The sequence below is a fragment of the Nocardioides sp. P5_E3 genome (genome assembly GCF_054049275.1).
The window spans coordinates 1-19,514 of the sequence record NZ_JBFUMR010000041.1; the positions used below are offsets into that span (position 1 = coordinate 1).

The following is a 19,514-nucleotide window of genomic DNA, read 5'->3' on the forward strand; positions in this document are numbered from 1 at the left end:
GCCACGGTCCCCGCCGCGGCAGCCGCTCCCGGCGCGACGACGGCAGCCGCCACGAGCGCAGCGCCCGCGCCGGCAGCCGCGGCGCTCGCCCCGCCGACGTACGACGTGCTGGTCTTCAGCAAGACGACCGGCTTCCGCCACGACTCCATCGGCGCGGGCATCCGGGCGGTCGAGCGTCTCGGAGCGCAGTACGGCTTCTCCGTCACGGCCACCGAGGACGCGACGGCGTTCACCGCCGCCAACCTGGCCCAGTACGAGGCCGTCGTGTGGATGTCCACGACCAGTGACGTGCTCGACGCCGCGCAGCAGACTGCCTTCGAGAACTACATCAAGGGCGGTGGCGGCTATGTCGGCGTCCACGCCGCCTCCGACACCGAGTACACGTGGCCGTGGTACGGCCAGCTCGTGGGCGCCTACTTCCAGAGCCACCCCGCCGGCACCCCCACCGCGACCATCGACGTCGAGGACAAGACCACGCCGTCGTCGTGCGCACTGCCGGACCGGTGGGAGCGCACCGACGAGTGGTACAACTTCCAGAGCCCGGCCAACCCCGTGGTCAACGGCGGCGGGCCCGACTACAGTCCGCGCGCCAACAGCAACATCAACGTCATCGCCTCGCTCGACGAGTCGACCTACGACGAGCAGGACGGCGCCCCGGGCGACGACGACCACCCGATCGCCTGGTACCAGGAGTTCGACGGCGGCCGCAGCTTCTACACCGGCGGCGGCCACACCCAGGCGTCGTTCTCCGAGCCGCTCTTCCGCCTCCACCTGCTCGGCGGCATCCAGTACGCCGCCGGCGAGGCCCCCGATGCGTGCACCCCGCCGGCGCCCACGGACGCCTCCTTCGAGCAGGTCACGCTCGCCAAGGGCGTCGACAAGGTCGGCGAGCCGATGAGCATCTCGGTCCTGCCCGACGGGCGCGTGCTCCACAACGCCCGCGACGGCCGCATCTTCCTCACCGACCTCGAGGGCAACACGACGCTGCTCTACGACGTCCCGATCTACTCCCACGACGAGGACGGCCTGCAGAGCCTGACGGTCAGCCCGACCTTCGAGGAGGACGGGTGGGTCTACCTCTACTACGCCCCACCGCTCGACACCCCGGCCGGTGACGCGCCCAACGACGGCACCGCGGCGCAGTTCGCCGCGTGGCAGGGCTACAACGTCCTGACCCGGATGAAGATGGTCGACGACGACCTCGACCCGACGACCGAGCAGGAGCTGCTGCGCGTCGAGGCCAACCGCGGCATCTGCTGCCACGCCGGTGGCGCCATCGACTTCGACGCCGACGGCAACCTCTACCTGTCGACGGGTGATGACTCGAACCCGTTCGCCTCCGACGGCTACGCGCCCCTCGACGAGCGCACCACGCGCAACCCGGCCTACGACGCCCAGCGCAGCTCGGCCAACAGCAACGACCTGCGCGGCAAGGTCCTGCGGATCACGCCCGACCCCACCGCGGCGTCGTACACGGTCCCGGACGGCAACCTCTTCCCCGAGGCTTCCGACACCCAGGGGAAGACCCGCCCCGAGATCTACGCGATGGGATTCCGCAACCCGTTCCGGATGACCGTCGACAAGCGCACCGGCTACGTCTACCTCGGTGAGTACGGCCCGGACGCCGGCGGGGCGAACCCCAACCGCGGCCCCGGCGGCATCGTGGAGTTCAACCAGATCCGCGAGGCCGGCAACTTCGGCTGGCCCTACTGCACCGGCTCCAACACCCCGGCCGAGACCTACAACGACTGGGACTTCGCCACCAACACGTCCGGCCCGAAGTTCGACTGCAACGCGCCGGTCAACAACAGCCCGCACAACACGGGCCTCACCAACCTGCCGCGGGCCCAGGCGGCCTGGATCAAGTACGACGGCGGCAACGTCACCTACAACGGCGTCACCACCAACGAGTTCGGCGGCGGCGGCGAGGGCCCGATGGCCGGACCGGTCTACAACTTCGACCCCGACCTCGAGTCGGACGTGAAGTTCCCCGAGTACTTCGACAACCACTTCTTCGCCGGTGAGTGGACGCGCGGCTGGATCCGCGACATCGCCATGGACGCCGAGGGCGACGTGTCCGGCATCGACCCGTTCTTCGACTCCATGACGCTCTACGCCGCGATGGACATGGAGTTCGGTCCCGACGGCTCCCTCTACGTCCTCGACTACGGCAACGGTGGTTACTTCACCGGCAACGAGAACTCCGCCGTCTACAAGATCAACGCGATCAACGAAGGAGCCCGCTCGCCGTCGGCGTCGGCGACCGCGACGCCCGACACGGGTGTCGCACCGCTGTCGGTGACGTTCTCCAGCGAGGGCTCGAGGGATCCCGACGCGGGTGACTCGATCGTCAGCTACGCCTGGGACTTCCAGAACGACGGCACCGTCGACTCGACCGAGCCCGACCCGACGTTCGTCTACACGGCCAACGGCGTGTACGACGCCCGGCTGACCGTCACCGACTCCACCGGCCGCACCGGTGTGGCCACCGCGGTCGTCACGGTCGGCAACACCCGGCCGGTCGTCGAGATCGAGCTGCCGCCCAACGGCGCGTTCTTCGAGTTCGGGGACTCCGTCCGGGTCAAGGTCAACGTGACCGACCCCGAGGACGGGGCGATCGACTGCTCCAAGGTGAAGATCGACTACGTCCTCGGCCACGACTCGCACGGCCACCCGCTCAGCTCCCGCACCGGCTGCGACGTCGTCCTGCCGACCGTGCAGGACGAGGGCCACGACGCTTCCGCGAACATCTTCGGGGTCATCAACGCCAGCTACACCGACGGCGGCGGGGGAGGCGTGCGAGTGCTGACCGGTGAGGACGAGGTCGTCCTGCAACCCAAGCGGAAGCAGGCGGAGCACTTCACCACCCAGCAGGGCGTCCAGACCGAGGCGACGACGGACCCGCTCGGCGGTGCCCGCAACCTGTCCAACATCGACGCCGGCGACCACGTGTCCTACGCGCCGATCAGCCTGTCCGGCGTGCCGAAGCTGCGCTTCCGCGTGGCCTCGGGCGGCGCGGGCGGCACCATCGAGGCCCGCCTCGACAGCCCGACCGGCCCGCTCGCTGGCTCGGTCGCCGTGCCGGTCACGGGCGGCTGGCAGCAGTGGCAGTTCGTCGACATGGACATCGCCGAGTCGGCGCAGCAGGGGTCGCACGAGCTCTTCCTGGTGTTCACCAACGCCAACCCCTCGGCCACCGGCCTGTTCAACGTCAACTTCTTCGACGCCGCGGGCAAGGGCGTCTCGGTCAACTCCCGACCGCAGGTCGGGGCGCAGGGCACGCCCACGCAGGGCACGGCTCCGCTGACCGTCGACTTCACCGGCTCGGCGTCGGACTACGACGGCGACGAGCTGACCTACAAGTGGGACTTCGGGGTGCCGGGTGACGGCGACACCGCCACGACCCTCGACGCGGAGTACACCTACACCGAGCCGGGCAGCTACACGGCCCGGCTGAGCGCGACCGATCCGTCGGGTGCCACCGGATACTCGACGGTGCCGATCCGGGTGCTCAACGCCTGCGGCGTGCAGCAGTCCGACGAGTTCGACGGCACGTCGCTCGATGGCAAGTGGGACGTCATCCGTGACAGCGGTGACTGGCGCGTGGAGAACGGTGGCCTGCAGCTGCCGATCAACAGCGGCAGCCTCTACGGCATCGGTGGCAACGCCGAGGACATCATCGTCCAGGAGGCGCCCGACGGTGCGTTCGAGGTGACCGCCAAGATCACCGCCGAGGTGGCCGAGAACTACCACCAGGCGGGCCTGCGTCTCTACTCCGACGACGAGAACTGGGCCTCGGTCCACCTCATCTCGGCCGGTGGCAACCGCGACGTCGAGTTCATCTACGAGGCCCAGGGCAACCCGCGCAACGAGGGCGCGGACAAGCTCGGCGGGGTCCCCGCCGGCTTCCCGACGACCTACTACGTGCGGCTGACCTCCGACGGCACCGACCTGCGGGCGTCATACTCCGCCGACGGCGAGACGTTCTCCCCGGTCGGCCGGCCCGCTCCGATGAGCACCTTCACCGCGCCGAAGATCGGCCCGGCCGCGGTGTCGGGCGGAGCGACGACCAGCCCGACGGCGACCTTCGACTGGATCCGGTTCGAGCCCGACGGCACGAGCGGCGCCACCGACCCCAGCGACGAGTTCACCGGGCCCGGCCTCGACGAGTGCCGGTGGAACGCCATCGTCCGGGAGGACCCCACCAAGTACCAGGTGGCCGACGGCCAGCTGACCATCACCACCACGGAGGGCGACATCTACCAGACGCCCAACGCGGCGGGGGCCACCAACTTCGTGCTGCAGTCGGGCGTCGACCTGCCGGCGGACTACGCCGCGGAGACGAAGCTGTCGACGACGTTCACCGATGGGTATGCCCAGGCCGGCCTGCTCGCCTACGGCGACGACGACAACTACGTCAAGCTCGACGTCATCTCCGACACCGGGCAGGGCCGCATCAACCGGGTCGAGCTGCGTTCCGAGCTGGGAGGGGCCATCCAGAACCCGCAGCCCCAGCTCGACCTGCCTGCCAACGTGACGTCGTACCGCCTGCGGCTGACCAAGGAGGGGACGAGCTACGTCGGTGAGGTCGCGGTCGACGGCGGTGAGTGGCAGCCGGTCGGCACGGTCGCGCACCCGACGGCCGACCTGGACCTCGGCCTGTACGCCCTCGGCGTGCAGCAGCCGGGCCGGACCGCGTCGTTCGACTACTTCAGGCTCACCCCGGCAGCAGCCGAGAACCGTCCCCCCGTCGCCGACGACGACGCCGCCACCACCTCGGCGGGCCGCGCGGTCGACATCAACGTCCTGACCGGCGACACCGACCCCGACGGTGACACCCTCACCGTCGAGTCGGTGACCACGCCCGGCGACGGCACGGCGACGATCAACGCCAACGGCACGGTGCACTACACGCCCGACGCCGGGTTCGTCGGCACCGACACCTTCGACTACACGGTGGCCGACGGCAACGGCGGCAGTGACACCGGCACCGTGACGGTGACCGTCACCGAGGCCTGCGAGCTCGAGACGCCGGACGACACGTTCGAGGGCAGCAGCCTCGACACCTGCCGGTGGAACGCGATCGTGGCCGATGACGCGACCAAGCGTCGGGTTGCGGACGGGCGTCTGGTCCTCACCACGACACCGGGTGAGATCTACCAGGGCGGCACGGGCAAGTCGAACCTGGTCATGCAGTCGGCGGACCACGCCGGCGAGGACTGGGTGATCGAGACCCACGCCGACGTGACGAAGCTCGACGGCGGCTACAGCCAGGCCGGCCTGATGGCCTACGGCGACGACGCCAACTACGTGAAGATCGTGGTGATCTCCGACGACGGCAGGTCGGCCCCCAACCGGGTCGAGCTGCGCTCCGAGGTGAACAACGTGATCGTCGGGGCCAACCCGCAGCCGGAGCTCCCGATCCCGGCCGGGACCGACCTGACCGACATGAGGCTCCGCCTGACGAAGACGGGCACGAGCTACGAGGGCGAGGCGTCCTTCGACGGAGGCGCCACCTGGGTGGACCTGCCGCGAGCGGTCGACAACGCGATGACCGGGCCGCGCTTCGGCATCTTCGCCGCCGGCGTGCTGCAGGAGGGTGACGAGGTCTCCTTCGACACCTTCCTGGTCGACGGGGAGGACCCGGTCGACCCGGTCAACGCCGCCCCGAAGGCGGTCGACGACTCGGCGACCACGACGCAGGGCACGGCGGTCGGCATCGACGTGCTGGCCAACGACACCGACGCCGACGAGGGTGACGAGCTCTCGCTGGAGTCGGTGACCAAGCCGGCGCACGGCACGGCCGTGGTGGCCGCGAACGGCACGGTGACCTACACCCCGGACGCCGGGCACACCGGGACCGACGCGTTCGACTACGTCGTGACCGACGGGACCGACACGGACACCGGCACGGTGACCGTCACGACCACCAGGAAGGCGGACGACCCGGTCCCGGACACCACGATCACCGGTGCGCCGCGTGACGGCACGCGGGCGAAGACGGCGACCATCAGGTTCACCGCCACCGGTCCGGGTGCGGCAGGAGCGACGTTCCAGTGCTCGCTCGACGGGGCCGCGTGGCAGACGTGCAGCTCGCCGCAGACCTACCGCGGCCTTGCGGACGGCGAGCACGAGGTGCGGGTCCGCGCGGTCAGCTCCGGCGGCGCCGACGCCACACCGGCGACGGCCAGCTGGACGGTCGACCGCACGGGGCCGCGGGTCCGGAAGGTCACGCCGACGGGCACCACCCGCGATCGCACGCCCAAGGTCGGCGCGATCGTCACCGACCGCCTCTCGTCGGTCCGTGCCGGTGACCTGAAGCTCTTCGTCGGCGGCGAGCGGGTCCGGGGCGTGCGCTACGACGCCCGCAAGGACCGGATGACGTGGACGCCGAAGCGCGCCCTCGCGCCGGGCCGCTACGCCGTGCGCCTCGTCGCCGAGGACGCCCTCGGCAACCGCACGGTCAAGACGTGGAGGTTCACCATCCGCCGCTGACGCCGCGGTCCACCACCACAGTCACACCGGCCGTCGGGGAACACCCCCGGCGGCCGGTGTGGTCCCGGCTCAGGCCGGCGGCGCCACCGCTGCCTCGACCCCGCTGCGCGCGAGCTCGTCGCGCACGAAGCCTGAGGCCTTGAGCTCCTCGACGAACGACGCAACGGCGGCGACGGCGTCGCTGTCGAGCGCACGGGGCAGGCCGACCGACTGCCGGATCTCCATGAAGGCGGGCTCGAGGATGCGGCGGCCGGTGGCAGCGACGTAGTCCTCCATCGGCTGGCGCACGCCCGCCGCGGCGTCGAGGCCCTGCTCCTCGAAGACATCGGTCGCCTCGGCGGCGCGGACGATCTCCGCGTGCTCCAGCGAGCGGGTGAGGAAGAGGTCGTACGCCGACCCCTCGCGCACGCCGACGCGGATCCCGTCGCGGTCCACCTCCGCCGAGGACTGCAGCGGGGAGTCGGCGTCGGTGACGTGGACGCCCTCGATCAGCACGTAGGGGGCGGTGAAGGCGACACCCTCCTCGCGCGCCGGCTCGTTGGCCAGGAAGCACAGGTCGACGCGACCCTCGCAGATGGCGGCGTACGCCTCGCGAGCCGCGTCGACGCACACCAGCTCGAGCGGGACGCCCAGCCAGTCCGCGACGGCGTGGGCGATGGCGACGGTGACGCCCCTCGGCTCGTCGTGGGTGCCCTGGGCGAGCACCGGGTTGCCGAGGTTGATGACGACGCGGAGGGTGCCGGTCGGTGCGACGCGGTCGGTGGGCGGGTTGGGGGACATGTGAGCTCCTCGGGAGGGGGAAGGGCGGGCGGCGGGGCCATCTTTCCGCTCGAGCTCGTGCCGGGGAGTCGGCGCAGTCCCACGGGCCCGGCTGCGCGGCTCCCGGGCCTCACCCAAAGGAGGCACGAGCGCGCCGGAACACCTGACGCCGCGGAGCCCGCCGGTTAGCGTGGAGTCCGGCCACGCGACAGCGCGTGGACGCCCGAGCGCGGGAGGTTTCGGGTGCTGACGCTCCTCGCGACCCTGATGGCCGGCGCCGGACTGGTGCTGGCTGCGCTGGCGGCCTACGTCGCCTGGCGCCGGGGCACGGCCATGGGCTGGAGCCTGGCGGTGCTGCTCGTCGCCGTGGCGTGGTGGGGGACCGCGTACGCCGTGGAGCTCTCCGCCAGCTCGCCGATGGTCCGGGGCAGGTGGGGCGACCTGAAGTACGTCGGCATCGTCACGCTCGCGCCCGCCTGGCTGGTCTTCGTGCTGCAGTACACCGGTCGGGGCCAGCTGGTCACCCGTCGCCTGGTGGCGCTGCTGGCGATACCGCCGATCGCTGCGCTGGCCGTCCTCGCGGTGCCGGCCACGCACGACCTGGTGCGCTCCTACTCCGCGACGTCCGGGGTGCAGGACCTCCCGGACGTCCAGTCGGGGCCGGTGTTCTGGGCGATCTTCGCCTACAACAACCTGCTGCTCGTCGGCGCGACGGTGCTGTTCGTCGCCAGCATGGTGCGGCTGGCCCGGACCTACCGTCGGATGGCCCTGGTGCTGCTGTGCTCGGCGCTGCTGCCCTGGGCGGCCAACATCCTGCACAACCTCGAGGTCGGCTGGTTCGCGCTCATCGACCTGACGCCGTTCGCGTTCACCGTCACCGGCGGGCTGCTGGTGTGGGGGCTGTTCGAGGAGCGCCTCGTCGACCTGGCCCCCCTGGCCCGCAGCGCGGTGGTCGAGAGCATGGCCGACGCCGTCTTCGTCCTCGACGCCTTCGAGCGGGTCGTCGACGTCAACCCGGCCGCCGTCGCGCTCGCGGGCAGGACCCGTGGGCAGCTCATCGGACGGCGGGTGCGCGACCTGATGGACACCTCGGAGATCGTCGAGGTGGGCCCGGGCGGGCTCGTGCTGGCCGACGACGCCGGCGGCCAGCAGAGGACCTTCGACGTCAGCCAGCAGCCGCTCACCGACATCGCGGGCCGCACGGCCGGGGAGCTCGTCGTTCTCCGCGAGGTGACCGACCGGGTCCGCGACCAGCAGCACCTCCAGCAGGTCCTGGACGACCGCTCCCGGGTCGCCGCCGCCCTGCAGGCCAGCATGGTGCCGACGAGGCTGCCGGCCGTCCCGGGGTGCTCGCTCGCCAGCCGCTACGTCCCGGCGGGCGACGGCGGCGAGATCGGCGGCGACTTCCTCGACGTGTTCCCGCTGGACGACGAGACGTGGGCCTTCGTGCTCGGCGACGTCAGCGGCAAGGGCGCCGAGGCGGCCGCCGTCAGCGCGGCGACCCGCTACACGCTGCGCGCCCTGGCAGGCCCGTCCTTGTCGCCCGCGGCGACACTGCGCGAGGTCAACGCCGTCCTGCAGGCGCAGACCGAGTCGGAACGCCACTGCACGCTCGTGCACGGGCACCTGCGGCCACCGCACGACCACGACGTCCCCGACGCCCCGCTGCGCATCGCCCTCTCCCTCGCGGGCCACCACTGGCCACTGGTCCTGCGGACGGACGGCGAGGTCGAGGAGGTCGGCACGCTCGGCACCGCGCTCGGGCTCTTCGACGACCCCGAGCTGCACGACGCCGAGGTCGAGCTCGCGCCCGGCGAGGTGCTGTGCGTCTTCACCGACGGCCTGGTGGAGGCGCGTCGCGGCCGGGACCAGTTCGGCTCCGAGCGGGTCGGCGAGCTGCTGCGCGCACATGGCGACCGCTCGGCCGACGGGATGGCCGGGGCCGTGCTCGACGCCGTCCGCGCCTTCCACGGCGAAGAGCTGGGCGACGACCTCGCGATGCTCGTGGTCAGGTACGACGGCGGGGTCGGTACCCCCCCGAGCGCGACGTCCTGACATCCCGGGGGGTGGAGCGGTTCACCCTTGCCGGGGGAGGTCGCCACGGAGCTCGGCAGATGACGATCGTCGTACTCTGCCCACACCGAAGGGACCACCCATGGGAACGCTCACCGTCTGGAAGTTCGACACCGCCGACGGCGCCGACAAGGCGACGGACATCCTCAAGGACATGGCGGCCCAGCGCCTGCTCACCATCCACGACGCCGCGACCGTCCGATGGGAAGAGGGGAAGAAGAAGCCGCAGACCAAGCAGCTCAACAACCTCGCCGGTGCCGGAGCGCTCGGCGGTGCGTTCTGGGGGATGCTGTTCGGACTCATCTTCTTCGTCCCCCTGCTCGGGGCGGCGATCGGCGCAGCGTCCGGCGCGCTGGCAGGTTCGCTGTCCGACGTCGGTATCGACGACAAGTTCATCAACCGCCTCCGAGAGGAGGTCACCCCCGGCACGTCCGCCTTGTTCATCATGACCTCCGACGTCGTGGTCGACCGGGTGCACGAGGCGTTCGCCGACTCGAACCCTGAGCTGATCTTCACCAACCTCAGCGACGAGCAGGAGCGCGCCATCCGTGAGGTCTTCTCGGAAGCCTGAGCACTGCATGTCTGAGCCACACCGTCAGGTCCGGTCATCGTGCCGGCCCTGACGGTGTGGTGCTACGGCACACCGCTCGGCGCCACGGCCGGGTCGGTGCGGCTCCGGCGCCTGGAGCAGGCCCGAGCCCTCGAGGTGATCGACGCCATCACCGTCTCCTGGGCGCCCGGCGCGCACCGCCCCCGCGTCACACGGTTGTGGCCCCCACCGGAGGTCACCGCCCGCGAGCCGTCGGTCCTCGTCGCGCTGCTGCGCACCGCGATCGGCGACACCCACAGTGGTGACCCGCTACCTCCGGACGTCGCCGACCGGCTCGCCGGGACCGGCCTGGACCCGGCGCTGCTCGCAGCAGTCACCGAACGTCTCGTCCCGCGCACGTCGGCGCTGCTGGTGCTGTCCGGGGCTGCGGACCTCTCGGTCGTCGTCCCGGCCGTGAGGCAGCGGATCGTCAGCGGCGACGTCACGCTGCTGCGCGCGGACCTTCCCGCCGACGGACCAGAGCTCCTGCGCACGGCGGTCGGTCTCGAGCCGTTGGGGCCGACCGATTAGCGGCGGCGGGGGACGGCGCGCCCCGCGTGGTGCGCGGTCAGACGGAACTGCGGCGCTTGTCGTACCAGCCCCAGGCCAGGGTGAGCAGCAGGGCCCCGACGAAGGAGCCGATCAGGCCGCTGGGGCGGAGCTCGAGACCGTCACCGGCGAGCAGGCTCACCAGCAAGCCGCCCACGAAGGAACCGATCAGGCCGGTCAGGATGGCGATCGTCCAGTTCACGTCGCGCATCGACTGGCCGAGCGCCATCTGTGCCAGGGCGCCGGCGATCATGCCGAACAGGATGATGGCGAGGATCAACATGGAGGGAGCGTAGTGGTTCGCGGGCCCTTTCCGCACTGTCCACCGTCCGCTGTCCGGCCCACGGGACAGGGCGTGACGACACACGTCCCGGACCGCCATGCCGAGGCTGGGTAGGGGGCCGACGTTGGTCGAGCGGAACGAGACCTACCTGGCCTGCGACCTCGCCCTGCGGGTCGGTGAGATCCTGCTGTCATCGGGAGCGGGCGCTGCTGACGTGACCGCGACGATGCTCGCGGTGACGCGTGCGTCCGGGATCCGAGGGGTCACGAGCGACGTCACCTACACCGACCTGAGCCTGCGCCACCAGCCGAGCAATGACGCTCCCGAAATGATCCAGATCCGGCGGGTGACGCGACGCGAGGTCGACTACGCCGTCCTGACTGAGGTGAACCTGATCGTCCGCGACCTCATCGAGAAGGACATCACGCGAGAGGAAGCCCGGGATCGCGTGGCCGCAGCCACCTCCAGTGGGCGGCGACGGCGGCGATGGGCGATCACCCTGGGTTGGGGCGTGATGGGCGCCGGGATCGCGATCACGCTGGGTGGGCGCCCGGTGGTGCTGGCCCTGGCGTTCCTGGCGGCGTGCGCCATCGATCGCATCCAGCGGCTCATGGCCCAACGTCGCTTCCCTGACTTCTACCAGCAGATCGCCGGGGGAGCGGTGGCCACGCTGATCGCGGTCGCCGCCGCAGGTGTCGGGATCGAGGCCAACCCGTCGCGGGTCGTCACCGCCGGCATCGTGATGCTCCTCGCAGGGATCGGCGTGATGGGTGCGACGCAGGATGCGATCACAGGCTTTCCGGTCACCGCGAGCGCGCGACTGCTGGACGCACTTCTCGCGACCACCGGGATCATCGGGGGCGTCACCGCTGGGCTCAGCATCGGTGTCCTGCTGGGGGTCGACGTCGGGACGCTCAACCCGGGGGCCGTAGGCGCCCAGCGAGCCGGCCTGATCGTCCTCGGCGCCGCACTGGCGGCCGCGGCGTACGCGTACGCCTCCTACGCCCCTCTGCGTGCCCTCCTCGTCGTCGCGATGCTGGCGGGCCTGGGGCAGGCGGCGTGGCTGATCGTCGATCAGACCGAGCTGGGCGCGACCTTCGCCTCGGCTGTCGCTGCGGTCGTGATCGGTCTGGTGTCCGCGGTGGCGGGCCGGTTCCGGGTCCCGCCGCTGGTCATCGTGGTGCCGGCGATCGTGCCACTGCTGCCCGGGCTCGCCATCTATCGTGGGCTGGCGTTGCTGACGGACGGTGAGGACGGGTTCCCGAAGCTGATCGCCGCCGCAGGGACGGCCATCGCGTTGGCCGCCGGCGTCATCCTCGGTCAGTACCTCGCGCAGCCGCTGCGCCGCGAGGCTCGCTGGTTGGAGACGCGGCTCTCCGGCCCCCGGTTGGTCGGTCCGTTCCTGGGCCGCAAGCACGACGCGTGACCTGTCGGCCGACTGCTCGGGCTCACCGGTCCAGACCAGCGGATGGCCGTGCGCCCACTGGGTAAAGCATCCGTAGGACCGCTCGGTGTTGGGGTACCCCCGGCCCCACAGGCTGCCCGCGGGGCCGGCTGGACTGGTCCCGCGGGCAGTTCCCCCGGCTGTGCACCCCCGCTGCAGGGATCGACGCTACGCGGTGCGCTGGGGGACGGACACGCTGTCTAGCCAACCCGGCGCCGGCACGTCCTGCCGTCAGTAGCCCGACCCTTGCTTGGTCTGCTGGCGTTCGGTCGGGTGGGCTCCACCCTTCTTCTCGAGGGTCGCGCACGCGTCCGCGATGTCACGGGTCAGCCGTTCCACCTGCTCGCGACTCATGGTCTCCTTCACGAGCGCCCGCATGATCTTCACCCGCTCGGCGTTCGGGGGGAGCGTGTACGCCGGCACCATCCAGCCCCGCTCCGCGGACAGCTGCCACGCGATGTCGGACTCGTCGTACGACGCGTGCTCGCCCGAGAGCCGGAAGGCCACCAGCGGCAGCTGCTCCTCGCCGGCGCCGATCACCTCGAAACGGCCGCTGTCGCGCAGGTTGGACGCCAGCGCCTGGGCGTTCTGCTGCATCTGCTTCATCACGTAGGTGTAACCGTCGCGGCCCAGGCGGACGAAGTTGTAGTACTGCGCCAGCACCATCGAGGCACCCGTCGAGAAGTTCAGGGTGAACGTGGCGTCGAGCTTGCCGAGGTAGTTCTCGTAGAAGACCAGGTCCTTGGCGAGGTCGGACTCCTCGCGGAAGACCAGCCAGCCGATGCCGGGGTAGACGAGCCCGTACTTGTGACCGGACACGTTGATGGAGCGCACCTGCTCGAGGCGGAAGTCCCAGCGCGAGTCGGGGTAGAGGAACGGCCACACGAACCCGCCGCTGGCGCCGTCCACGTGGAGCGGGACGTCCAGGTCGCGCCGGTTCCGGATGTCGAGCAGCAGGTCGTTGATGCCGACGATGTCGTCCATGTGGCCGGTGAAGGTGGTGCCCAGGACGGCCGCGACGCCGATGGTGTTCTCGTCGATGTGCGGCTCCACGTCCTCGGGGCCGATCGTGTACTTGCTCTCCTCGAGCGGGACGATGCGCGGCTCGACGTCGAAGTAGCGGCAGAACTTCTCCCACACGACGTGGACGTCTCCTCCGAACACGAGGTTCGGTCGGTCCGTCGGCAGGTTCGCGGCCTGACGGCGTTCCTTCCACTTCCACTTCAGGGAGAGAGCGCCGAGCATGATCGCCTCGGACGACCCCTGGGTGCGACAGCCCGTCGTGGGGCCGGGGGCGTTGAAGAGGTCCGCCAGCATCCGGATGCAGCGTTGCTCGATCTCCGCGGAGATCGGGTACTCGGCGTGGTCGATGAAGTTGCGGTGCAGGTTCTCGGCGATGATCCGCTGCGCCTCGGGCTCCATCCAGGTCGTGACGAAGGTGGCGAGGTTGCGCTGAGGATCGCCTTCGAGGTTCAGGTCCTCGTCGAGGAGTCGCATGGCGTCGGTCGGGCGCATCCCGGTCTGCGGGAACGACGTCGAGGGCGCCTTCTCCGTCAGGAACCGGTTGCCGTACAGCGCTTCGGCTGCTGACTGGCTGAGGGTTGTCATGGCGTTTTCCGCACCACCGTTCTTGTCGAGGTTGGCTTGTCGAGAACTTGCAGGAAGCCACCGGCCGCGAAGCACACGGCCCCCGAGAAGGTGCCCCAGTTGACCAGTCCGGCGTCGACCGCGGCGGAGGTCGCCGGTCGTACGAATGCCGCGAGCCCGGCGAGGAAGAACAGGATCGAACCGAGCTGGTTGACCGCCACCACCCACCACGTGAGCGCATGGACGTGCACGCCGACGCGACCCCCGCCCACCTCGAGCATCGCGAGGTGGCCGGACACGAGGAAGCAGATGCAGCCGAGGATGTCCGGCAACCAGATCCAGCCGTTGGACTGGCGGGGGGTGAGCCCCTCCGCGAACGCCGCGACGAGGCTCACCGCGAACAGCAACGTCCCGACGAACAGCACGGTGGCGCTCAACCAGTCGCGCCGTTCCGGCTGGTAGCGCCACCACAGCACGTGCGCTCGCGCGGTCCCGACGTCGCCGGTCCCGCTGTTGATCGCGAGGAGGACCGACGCGTAGCCGCCGAGGCTGAAGAAGAAGCCCCCCACCAGGTAGGTGACGTTGACCGTCAGCAGGGCGACCTCCCCGAGCTGCGCGAAGACCGCGCCCAGGGCGAAGAGGCTGCCGCCGAGGATGAACGCCACGGCCGCGACGAGGTTGATCGTCGTGAGCCGTGCCGACTCGGCCGTGGCCGTCGGTTGTCGCGTCATCTCCCCACCCGTCGCATCGATGTCGACCGCCTAGTGCTCGGGAGTCACGGACGGGAAGACGGTCTCCCAGTCGGTCGCCATGCTGACCACCGTCCACCCCAGTCGAGTGCCGACCTCCGTGATCGGCTCGGGCTCGGCGAACGTCTCGGCGCGGCTCACGTAGGCGAACTCGCGCTCCGCGTCGTCGTGGTCGACCAGCAGGGCGAGGGCGGGGCCCGGGCCCGACGCCGCCCACTCCAGCATCTCCCGGTCGCCCCCGGAGTTCCCCGCGACGAGGAGCGGGCGTCGGCCCAGCTGGCTCTGGATGTTGCTCACCTTGGCGGCGCCCTCGTTGGCCCCGCCGGCCGGACGACCGGTCCGGAGCAGGCGGGGCGCCCCGTCATCGCCGCGGCTGAGCTGGTAGCCGATGAGCGTCCCGACGACGGCCTCGGGAGGAACGCCGTACAGCTGCTGGCTGACGGCACGGACGAACTCGGTCCCGCCGCCGGTGACGAGGGTGACCGTGACGTCCCGGCGCCGGAGCTCGTCGATCAGCTCCAGCATCGGCTGGTACACGCAGTGGAGCAGCGGACGACCGAGTGTCGGGTGCTGGGCGACCGACATGAACGCGCGGACCCGGCCGGTGAACTCCTCGGGCGAGATGCCCTCGCACAGGCTGGTCAGGGCCAGGGCGATGCGTTCCAGGCCGAGCTCGCCCATGGCGGCCGTGTCGTGGCCGAGGAGCGCGTCGAACTCAGGGGTGTGCGTGAAGTCGGGATCGGACACCCTGGACCTCAGCGTGTCGACGAAGAAGTCGAGCTGCACGTAGCTCGGGCGCTCGCACCAGAGGGTGCCGTCGTTGTCGAGGCACGCGACCCGCTCTTCCGTCGGCACGTCGAGCACGTCGTCGAGGAACGACACGAGCGCCTCACGGGTGGGCCCGGGGCGCCAGGAGGGGAGCAGGTCGTCAGGCATGGTCGGCCTCCCCGGGTGCCGGTTCGGGCCGTCGCACGCAGCGGAAGCCCACGTGGCTCATGCCCGTGTCGATCGGCTGCGGTCGCCGCGCGGCAGGCCGGTAGCGCAGGCAGTAGGTGTCGGCGCACAGGTGGGAGCCGCCCTTGATGACCTTCCGCCCGACGCGGAACTGCGGCTGCGCCGGGTCGTAGCTCGCCTGCAGGTCACCGCCGCGCGGGTTGTCCGGCGCGCAGCACGGCGAGCCAGCGTCGTCGGGGTGTCGGCTCGTCCACCAGTCGTCCGTCCACTCCCAGACGTTGCCGGCCATGTCGAAGAGCCCGTAGCCGTTGGCCGGGAAGCTGGCGACCGGCGCGGTGCGCAGGAACCCGCTCTCGCCGGAGCTGCGCCAGGGGAAGTCGGGACCGTCCCAGGTGTTGGCCATCACCTTTCCTTCGGGCCGGGCGTCCTCACCCCAGGTGTACGCCGTCCCGTCGAGGCCGCCGCGGGCGGCGTACTCCCACTCGGCCTCGGTCGGCAGCGACGCCCCCACCCAGGACGCGTAGGCCAGCGCGTCCTCGTGGGCGACGTGCACCACGGGATGGTCGAGCAGCCGGTCGACGGAGCTCGTCGGTCCTCGCGGGTGCCTCCAGCTGGCACCGGGCTTCCAGCGCCACCACTGGCTGAGGTGGCGCAGGTCCACCGGCCCGCGGGTGGGGACGAAGACCATCGAGCCCGGTTGCAGGCTCTCCGCCGGCGCGTCCGGGAAGTCGGCCGGGTCGGGGTCGCGCTCGGCCACGGTCACGTAGCCGGTCTCGGCCACGAACGCCGCGAACTCGGCGTTCGTGACCGTGGTCGGGTCGATCGAGAACGCGTCGACGCGCACGCGGTGGGTCGGCGCCTCCTCGGGGTAGTGGTCGTCGGACCCCATCGCGAAGACTCCGCCCGGAAGGTCGACGGCCATCTCAGGTGCTGCCAACGCCGGCCTTGAGCTTCTCGAGCACCCGGTCGATGCTGAAGCTGGGCGGCTCCTGCCGGGCCGGGAACTCGGCCAGGGACGCGATCATCCGGGCGACGTACACCTGTGCCGGGATCGGCAACCAGGCATGGTCCAGGCACCAGTCGTAGTAGGTGTTCGACGTGATGTCGGCGCGCTCGTAGGGGTCGGTGCGGAGGTTGAACATCTTCGGCACCCGCAGCTCGGTGAACGGTTCGGCCCACACCCGCAGCGTCCCGGGCGCGCGTTGCTCGAGGAAGACCAGCTTCCAGTTGTCGTACCTCAGCGCGGTGAGGTCGCCGTCGTCGGAGACGTAGAAGAAGTGCTTGCGCGGGCTGTCCTCCGCCGCGCCGGTGATGTAGTCCAGCTGGTCGTGCCCGTCGAGGTGCACCTTGTACGTCGTCCCGCCCAGGTCGGTGCCCTGCTTCAGCCGGTCCGCGACGTCGGTGTCACCGGCCGCGGCGAGGAGGGTGACGAACCAGTCGTTGTGACTGACGATCCCGTTCAGCACCGTGCCCGCCGGGATCCGTCCGGGCCACCGCACCACGGCGGGCACCCGGTACGCGCCCTCCCAGTTCGAGTTCTTCTCGCTCCGGAACGGCGTCATGCCGGCATCGGGCCACGAGTTCATGTGGGGACCGTTGTCGGTCGAGTACATGACGATCGTGTCCTCGGCCAGCCCGTTGTCGTCGAGGAAGGCCAGGACGTCGCCGACCAGGTCGTCGTGGTCGCACATCGTGTCGTGGTACGCCGACTGCCACCGTCCGGCCCGGCCGCGGCTCCCGTCCTTGACGTGGGTGCGGAAGTGCATGTGCGTGGTGTTGAGCCAGACGAAGAACGGCGTGTCGTCGGCCCGGGCGTCGGCCATGAACCGCAGTGCCTCGGGGACGACCTCGTCGTCGATGGTCTTCATCCGCTCCTTCGTGAGCGGGCCGGTGTCCTCGATGCGCTGCGTGCCGTCGCCGTTCGCCCACGAGTGGATGACGCCCCGTGGGCCGAAGTTCTTGCGGAAGTCGGGGAAGTCCTCCTCGGGCGGGTAGTCGTCGAGCTCGGGCTCCTCCTCGGCGTTGAGGTGGTAGAGGTTGCCGAAGAACTCGTCGAAGCCGTGCATGGTGGGGAGGAACTCGTCACGGTCGCCGAAGTGGTTCTTGCCGAACTGCCCCGTGGCGTAGCCGAGCGCCTTGAGAGCGGTCGCGATCGTGGGGTCCTCGGCCCTCAGCCCGACGTCCATGCCAGGCATCCCGACCTTGGTCAGGCCCGTGCGGTACGGGTTCTGACCGGTGATGAACGCCGCGCGACCCGCCGTGCAGCTCTGCTCGCCGTAGTAGTCGGTGAAGCGCACCCCCTCGTCGGCGATGCGGTCGATGTGAGGGGTCCGGTAGCCCATCACCCCGTCGCTGTAGCAGCTCAGGTTGCTCACCCCGATGTCGTCGCCCCAGATGATCAGGATGTTCGGCCTGTCCGCCATGTGGTGCTCCTTCGGTAGGGGCAGCTGCCCGCCAGCGGCCGAGCCGCGCGGGCCGGTGCGCCCGGGCACACCTGACCGGGCGCCGACGACGGCACGCACGTGGGACTCGTCGAGACATCCAACGTCGGCGACCCGGCGGTCGCGTGCCTCACCCGGGAAGGGTGACTCTTCGGCCGCGCCTCAGTGCCAGCCCAGCGCCCGGAGCTCGTCCTCCTCGATGCCCATGGCGTGCCCCACCTCGTGCACCAGCACCTTGCGCACCCGTGGCGCCACGTCCTCGGGGTGCTCGCAGACCGCGAGGATCGGGTTGCGGTAGAGCGTGATGGTGTCGGGAAGCGTGCCGGGCGCACGACCGTAGTGACTGGTCCGGGGAATCCCGCGGTAGAGCCCGAGGCACAGGACGCCCGGTCGCTGTTCGTCTGGAGGCTGGTCGTCCTCGACGAGGACGGCGATCTCGGCCACGATCGGGATCACCCAGTCGGGCAACGAGTCCAGGGCGTCGACGACCATGGCCTCGAAGGCCTGGAGTGGGACGGACCCGGGATGCATCGTTCCTCCTTCCCGACCAGTCTTGCTCGGGTGTGCGCGCGAGAGAACCAGGCGTGGAACGGCCGAGGACCTCGCCCTTGCCGGGGGATGTGCGACGGCGCACCCGGCTCCTAGGCTCGACGTCATGCGCACGCTGCTCGAGCGCCTCACCGATGCCCAGAACGCCCACGACGTCGAGCTGTTCGCGTCGTGCTTCGCGCCCGACTACCGGAGCGAGCAGCCGGCGCACCCGGGTCGGCAGTTCACGGGGCGAGCCCAGGTCCACGAGAACTGGTCCTCGGTCTTCGCAGGTGTCCCGGACTTCCGGGGTGAGCTCCTGGCGACCTGCCGTGATCGGGACGTCGAGTGGGGCGAGCTCTCCTGGCACGGCCACCACCGCGATGGCGCGGTCTTCGCCATGAGGGGGGTCATCATCGCCACGATCCGCGACGAGCAGATCGCCTCGGCCCGGTTGTACGTGGAGCCGGTCGAGCAGCTCGACCAGGACATCGGGGCTGCGGTGGAACAGCTCTACCGACCGCCCGGTCACGACTCCTGACGTGCGTCCTCCTCACGTCGTACGCCGATGGGACCTCCAGCCCGGGCCGCACGGGACCTTCGGCACTCCCAGGGGGTCCCGGACCCACACCAGCATGTGGGCACGACCTCGTGCCTGCCACTGAAAGGACCCATCCGTGCACACCTTGCAGCCGACGCAGTCCCTCACCGCCCTGGTCGACGAGCTGTTGACCGAGGCAGGTTCGGCCACCAGCCATCGAGCGGCGCGCACGATCTACGGCGGACAGGCACACGACCTGCGGCAGACCGTCATCGCGCTCACCCGGAACGCCTCCTTGGGCGAGCACGAGTCGCCGGGCGAGGCCACCCTGCAGGTCCTCGCCGGGCAGGTGCGCCTGCAGGCCGGAGACGATGCGTGGACGGCGTACGCAGGGGACTACCTCCTGGTCCCGCCCCGCAGGCACGACCTGCACGCCGAGGCCGACTCCGTGGTGCTGCTGACGGTTGCGACCCGTGGCACCTCGACGAGGTGATCCCTCGGCCGGCGACCGCGGGGTGCACG

Annotated in this window: 15 protein-coding genes; 7 read left to right on the forward strand and 8 right to left on the reverse strand. The window is 70.7% G+C overall.

Features of this window, described 5'->3' with window-relative positions; all coding sequences use genetic code 11:
- The first annotated feature begins 105 nt into the window (after window positions 1-105).
- On the forward strand, window positions 106-6,495 hold the full coding sequence (locus tag ACXJKB_RS20575) for a ThuA domain-containing protein (protein WP_457191713.1): 6,390 nt from the start codon (window positions 106-108) through the stop codon (window positions 6,493-6,495).
- Window positions 6,496-6,564: 69 nt separating this feature from the next.
- Here ACXJKB_RS20575 and ACXJKB_RS20580 read toward each other — a convergent pair whose 3' ends face one another.
- Window positions 6,565-7,275, reverse strand: a complete 711-nt coding sequence (locus ACXJKB_RS20580; RefSeq protein ID WP_457191715.1) for a transporter substrate-binding domain-containing protein — start codon at window positions 7,273-7,275, stop codon at window positions 6,565-6,567.
- Between the two features lie 222 nt (window positions 7,276-7,497).
- Here ACXJKB_RS20580 and ACXJKB_RS20585 point away from each other — a divergent pair, with 222 nt between their 5' ends.
- From ACXJKB_RS20585 to ACXJKB_RS20595, 3 genes are all read left to right on the forward strand, one after another.
- Complete coding sequence (locus ACXJKB_RS20585) at window positions 7,498-9,309, forward strand: histidine kinase N-terminal 7TM domain-containing protein (RefSeq protein ID WP_457191717.1); 1,812 nt, start codon at window positions 7,498-7,500, stop codon at window positions 9,307-9,309.
- 100 nt (window positions 9,310-9,409) lie between these two features.
- On the forward strand, window positions 9,410-9,898 hold the full coding sequence (locus ACXJKB_RS20590; RefSeq protein WP_457191719.1) for a DUF1269 domain-containing protein: 489 nt from the start codon (window positions 9,410-9,412) through the stop codon (window positions 9,896-9,898).
- A gap of 39 nt (window positions 9,899-9,937) precedes the next feature.
- Entirely contained in the window at window positions 9,938-10,447 is a 510-nt protein-coding gene (locus ACXJKB_RS20595; RefSeq protein ID WP_457191721.1) for a hypothetical protein, read from the forward strand.
- A gap of 37 nt (window positions 10,448-10,484) precedes the next feature.
- Here ACXJKB_RS20595 and ACXJKB_RS20600 read toward each other — a convergent pair whose 3' ends face one another.
- Window positions 10,485-10,748 carry a GlsB/YeaQ/YmgE family stress response membrane protein gene (locus ACXJKB_RS20600; RefSeq protein WP_457191723.1) on the reverse strand — a complete coding sequence of 88 codons (264 nt, stop codon included), beginning with the start codon at window positions 10,746-10,748 and terminating at the stop codon, window positions 10,485-10,487.
- Window positions 10,749-10,872: 124 nt separating this feature from the next.
- On the opposite strand from ACXJKB_RS20600, the gene ACXJKB_RS20605 reads away from it, so the two are divergent.
- Complete coding sequence (locus ACXJKB_RS20605; protein ID WP_457191725.1) at window positions 10,873-12,174, forward strand: threonine/serine ThrE exporter family protein; 1,302 nt, start codon at window positions 10,873-10,875, stop codon at window positions 12,172-12,174.
- A 249-nt stretch (window positions 12,175-12,423) separates the two neighbouring features.
- On the opposite strand, the gene ACXJKB_RS20610 is transcribed toward ACXJKB_RS20605, so the two are convergent.
- From ACXJKB_RS20610 to ACXJKB_RS20635, 6 genes are all read right to left on the reverse strand, one after another.
- Window positions 12,424-13,800: a glutamate decarboxylase gene (locus ACXJKB_RS20610; protein WP_457191726.1), complete on the reverse strand. Its 1,377-nt coding sequence runs from the start codon at window positions 13,798-13,800 to the stop codon at window positions 12,424-12,426.
- The gene (locus ACXJKB_RS20615) at window positions 13,797-14,510 is read right to left on the reverse strand and encodes a hypothetical protein (protein WP_457191728.1); all 714 of its coding nucleotides are present in this window, start codon (window positions 14,508-14,510) and stop codon (window positions 13,797-13,799) included. The genes ACXJKB_RS20610 and ACXJKB_RS20615 overlap by 4 nt, the downstream gene beginning before the upstream one ends.
- Window positions 14,511-14,540: 30 nt before the next feature.
- Entirely contained in the window at window positions 14,541-15,464 is a 924-nt protein-coding gene (locus ACXJKB_RS20620; RefSeq protein WP_457191730.1) for an HAD family hydrolase, read from the reverse strand.
- Complete coding sequence (locus ACXJKB_RS20625; protein ID WP_457191732.1) at window positions 15,457-16,404, reverse strand: formylglycine-generating enzyme family protein; 948 nt, start codon at window positions 16,402-16,404, stop codon at window positions 15,457-15,459. Before ACXJKB_RS20625 ends, ACXJKB_RS20620 begins: the two co-directional genes overlap by 8 nt.
- 1 nt (window position 16,405) lies before the next feature.
- Window positions 16,406-17,905: an arylsulfatase gene (locus tag ACXJKB_RS20630; protein WP_457191734.1), complete on the reverse strand. Its 1,500-nt coding sequence runs from the start codon at window positions 17,903-17,905 to the stop codon at window positions 16,406-16,408.
- A 180-nt stretch (window positions 17,906-18,085) separates the two neighbouring features.
- A complete protein-coding gene (locus tag ACXJKB_RS20635) occupies window positions 18,086-18,454 on the reverse strand; it encodes a metallopeptidase family protein (RefSeq protein ID WP_457191736.1) in 369 nt (122 codons plus the stop codon).
- 124 nt (window positions 18,455-18,578) lie between these two features.
- Here ACXJKB_RS20635 and ACXJKB_RS20640 point away from each other — a divergent pair, with 124 nt between their 5' ends.
- Both ACXJKB_RS20640 and ACXJKB_RS20645 read left to right on the forward strand, forming a co-directional pair.
- Window positions 18,579-18,992, forward strand: a complete 414-nt coding sequence (locus tag ACXJKB_RS20640; protein WP_457191738.1) for a nuclear transport factor 2 family protein — start codon at window positions 18,579-18,581, stop codon at window positions 18,990-18,992.
- 136 nt (window positions 18,993-19,128) lie between these two features.
- Window positions 19,129-19,485, forward strand: a complete 357-nt coding sequence (locus ACXJKB_RS20645) for a cupin domain-containing protein (RefSeq protein WP_457191740.1) — start codon at window positions 19,129-19,131, stop codon at window positions 19,483-19,485.
- Window positions 19,486-19,514: the final 29 nt, after the last annotated feature.